A 3447-nucleotide genomic window follows, 5' to 3' on the forward strand; every position below is an offset into this window, starting at 1 on the left:
AGCAAGGCGGACTGGAAATTTGGACCGCACCCGTTCAGTTTTGGTCGACTACACTGCCGTCTCGCCCCGGAGAGTGGGGGTTTTTCGGGTTTGAGTATCCTTATCCCGCAGCCTTCTTTAACTGGGTTTATACCGTGAATCTGACGTACCATTGCTAAGCAATTAAGTCGCCCGGACGAGGACCATCCGTTTACCCGTAGCTGCTTCCGCTCGTCCGGGCTCGCAAGCATCGTGGTTGTCGTACTTCACCACCTTGCGCCGCGTCCCACTCTTTGGCTGGCCGGTCGGGCTATGAGCCTCTGAGCTGATCTTCCTTCTCCCCGGTCGCGACGATTGTCAGAGAGCCGTCCGGCAGCGGTCGCTGCAGCTTCGATGCCTTGTCCCAATCGCCCGTCATCCAGACGTCGAATTGCTCTTGAGTCGTGAGGATCACCGGCATCGCTTTCGGATGAACTCGCGCGACTTCAGCGTTTGGCGCGCAAGTGAGGAAACCAAAAACGTCAGCCGTGATCTCGCCTTCCTTAGCTTTGCGGACAGACGTCCAGTTGGTCCAGATGCCAGCGAAGCACATCAAGGGCCTGCTTTCGTCCGCTGCGAACCATACCGGCACCTTCTTGCCATCGATCGTGTCGTATTCGGCGAACGATGTGAACGGCACGAGGCAACGATTGGCAGGGCCGAGCCATCGCTTCCAATGCGCGCTCGACACGTTGCGAATGTTGGTGACGCCGCTGTCCGATCCGCTGACTAGACCCGCATCAAAGCAGCAAGCTCCATCTCAAGTTGCTCCATGGGCTCACGAGTCTTCGTAGCATTGTTGTACGCGCGATTCATCAACTTCGGCGCTTCCGGATGGTCCGTCGCGTGGATCATGTGATACATAACGCGCCCTCCGCGAGCTCGTGATTAAATTGCAAACGGATACGCGTGAGCATAGCCGAGCTCCCTCTTGAAGCGGTCTGCCACGAGATTAGCTCGAACGTGGCCCTTCATGCCGCGCAATTTTTGCCAGTCATCTCTCCCCCACCATGTCCGCAATAGTTCCTTGTTCTTCGTTGCGCCTGCCATTGCGCGATCAAGCCACCCTGTCGCAAGGAAATAAAACAGTTCGATCTTGGGGCCTTCTTGCTTGAACTGCGCAAGCGTTTTTACGGTCTCCCACTTGCATTCGAACGTGCGCTGATCGAGAAGGCAGGAAGCTGCCGTTTTCTCGCCGATTTTGCAGTCTCGCAGAATTTCGTGAACCCTGACGTTGAAATCGCCTTCTACGATGCTGATCGAGCGATTTTTGGGACGCTCGATAGAACTCGCTATCTTCCGCAGCGCCTCGGTCCCCTCAGGCTTTAAATCACAGAGCCAGAACTCGCGCAGAAGCTGGGGCCGCGACTCGAGAACCAACTTGCACGAACACAGGTCAGGGGGATCACGACGCTGCGGGGCGGCAAAGCCGTCGATGTAGGCGCCGCGCTTGGTTATAAGAACGAAGTAGAAAAGATACCGCTCAATGAGACGCGCCTTATTGTGCGTCCAAAGCGGACGATCCTGTATCGTCAATCGAAGCGGCCGCGCAGTTTGTGGGAGTTATTGCTTGTCGATTGTCATTTGAAGGGGCAAAAAACACAAAAAAATACTTAGGCAGCGGCATCCATCACCTGTCGCGGCACCGGGAATTCACGGACAATAGTTCCGTCAAGAAGGCCACCGCCTTTGCCTTCCTGATCTATCAAACTTGGCCTCGGCAGCAGGGATTCCACCCTCAAACACCAGCGGATTGCTGGCTTAGTCACCCCACTGTTTATGAAACGGGGCTACTCCGCGCGCGCGGCAATCTTGAACGATGTCCCGCGCCCACTGCGGGTTCATGATGCGGGCTCCATGCCCGCTTTCGCCCCCGCAGATTAGCCAATTCGGCACCGGCCCTATCGGCGGTAGCCGCACCGGTCCGAGTGCAGGTTCCTAGGAAACAAACGAGACTGCGCACGAGATTTTGCTAAGATGCTTCCATCGCCTGTCAAAGCGGACCTGATCCTCAGCGGTCGTTCCAAGCCAAACATTCGGATAGCCGGACTTCCAATCGGCAGGGAGCATCTTTCGAATGTTTTCTGGTCGCTTCGTCAAAAGGAGCCAATCCAGGCGATCACATTGCTTTATCAATTGAAAAAGGTCAGATCGCCACGCCGGCGGCACCTGATTGTCGAATACATCGGCCAAGGAGGCGCAAAAGACGCGCTGGCGTCGAGACGACGATGCCGAAGCATTCCACCTGATCGGCTGCCGCCAAAATCGGTCGTGCGTTTGCGCGAATGATTGCCCCATAGCCGTTCGAAGAACGGCGTCGCTTCGCTCGCCTATGGAAAGCAGGGATCCATATTCCAGAGCGACAGTGATCTAGCCTCAGACGCTCTGGAATATGGGTCCCCGCTTTCGCGAGGACGACACCGGGGTGTGGTTGGACCAACCTAACCTGATTTCATCAAGCGTTAGACCACGTCCGTCACCGGCTGCAGGTCGACGCCGAAGGTCTCCAGGAACTTCGATGTCATGATATAGAAGCCGACCGAGAGCTGCAGCTCGACCAGCGCCGCTGGCGAGAGCTTTGCGGCAATAGCGTTGAAGGTCGCGTCGGTCGGCTTGCGCAGGGTGACGATCTCGTCGGTGAAGGCCAGTGCCGCACGCTGCGTGTCGTCGAAGCAGGTTGCGTCCTTCCAGTTCGCAAGCGCTTCGTTCTGCTCGTCGGTAACACCAACGCCCTTGCCGATGCGCTTGTGCGCGACGACTTCGTAAGGCGCCTCGCACAGGATGCCGGTGCGCGTGATCGCGAGTTCGCGCACGATCGGATCCAGTTCTCCCTTGAAACGGATCGCATTGCCGAGCCGGCAGTACTGCTCGAAGTAGCTCGGCGAATGCGACATCATGCGGAAGATGTTCGCATTCCGGTTCTTGCCAAGGATTTCGCGGGTGCGTTCGCTTGCCTTTGCGGGATCAGCGTAATCGATGCGGGCCATGGGCTCCCCTTTTCTTTTCTTGCGGTCTCGGGAGGGGTTCTAACCGACAAGCCCGCCAACGCAAACAGCGCATTTCGCGACGGACGGCAACTGCCGGCCGGATCAGGCGGCCGTCGTCTCGCGATCAACATCCTCGGCGGCAACGTCGACGAAGCCGAGCAGGCTGAGCAGATCAAAATCGGTCATTGCGGAAATTGCCACACAGGTGACGCCCGCAAGGCCAAGCGCCCTGAACGGGTCTTGCCTGAAAAATTCGACGACGAGGAGCGGCAGGCTGAGGTCTTCCATGCGCGAACCGCATCGCAAAAAATCCTCAAGCATTCGTTTCGATCCTGCCGGATCGCGGTTTCCACTGCGCTCCACTCACTAGTGTCGTGGATCAGAAATTCGCACCATCGTTGCCGCGAGTCCATCGTGCGAATTTCTGATCCATAAACGACAC

Annotated in this window: 3 protein-coding genes and 2 pseudogenes; all 5 read right to left on the bottom strand. The window is 57.2% G+C overall.

Annotated features, from left to right (window positions below; translation table 11 throughout):
- Positions 1–289: 289 nt before the first annotated feature.
- Positions 290–736, bottom strand: a pseudogene (locus tag RCO31_RS34530) (SOS response-associated peptidase family protein); the annotation flags it as partial.
- 170 nt (positions 737–906) lie between these two features.
- Positions 907–1554: a three-Cys-motif partner protein TcmP gene (gene tcmP / locus RCO31_RS34535; RefSeq protein WP_308972925.1), complete on the bottom strand. Its 648-nt coding sequence runs from the start codon at positions 1552–1554 to the stop codon at positions 907–909.
- A gap of 225 nt (positions 1555–1779) precedes the next feature.
- A pseudogene (locus tag RCO31_RS34835) lies at positions 1780–2316 on the bottom strand (DUF5131 family protein).
- A 164-nt stretch (positions 2317–2480) separates the two neighbouring features.
- A complete protein-coding gene (locus RCO31_RS34540) occupies positions 2481–3005 on the bottom strand; it encodes a carboxymuconolactone decarboxylase family protein (RefSeq protein ID WP_308972926.1) in 525 nt (174 codons plus the stop codon).
- 102 nt (positions 3006–3107) lie between these two features.
- Positions 3108–3326 (bottom strand): hypothetical protein, encoded by a 219-nt coding sequence (locus tag RCO31_RS34545; protein ID WP_308972927.1) that lies wholly within the window; start codon positions 3324–3326, stop codon positions 3108–3110.
- Between the last annotated feature and the right edge of the window lie 121 nt (positions 3327–3447).

This window comes from Bradyrhizobium sp. LHD-71 (assembly GCF_031157255.1).
Classification (GTDB): domain Bacteria; phylum Pseudomonadota; class Alphaproteobacteria; order Rhizobiales; family Xanthobacteraceae; genus P52-10.

Excerpts from the sequence above, each read along its gene's own strand:
- RCO31_RS34540 (WP_308972926.1), bottom strand. The coding sequence starts at position 3,005 with ATGGCCCGCATCGATTACGCTGATCCCGCAAAGGCAAGCGAACGCACC.
- RCO31_RS34545 (WP_308972927.1), bottom strand. The coding sequence starts at position 3,326 with ATGCTTGAGGATTTTTTGCGATGCGGTTCGCGCATGGAAGACCTCAGC.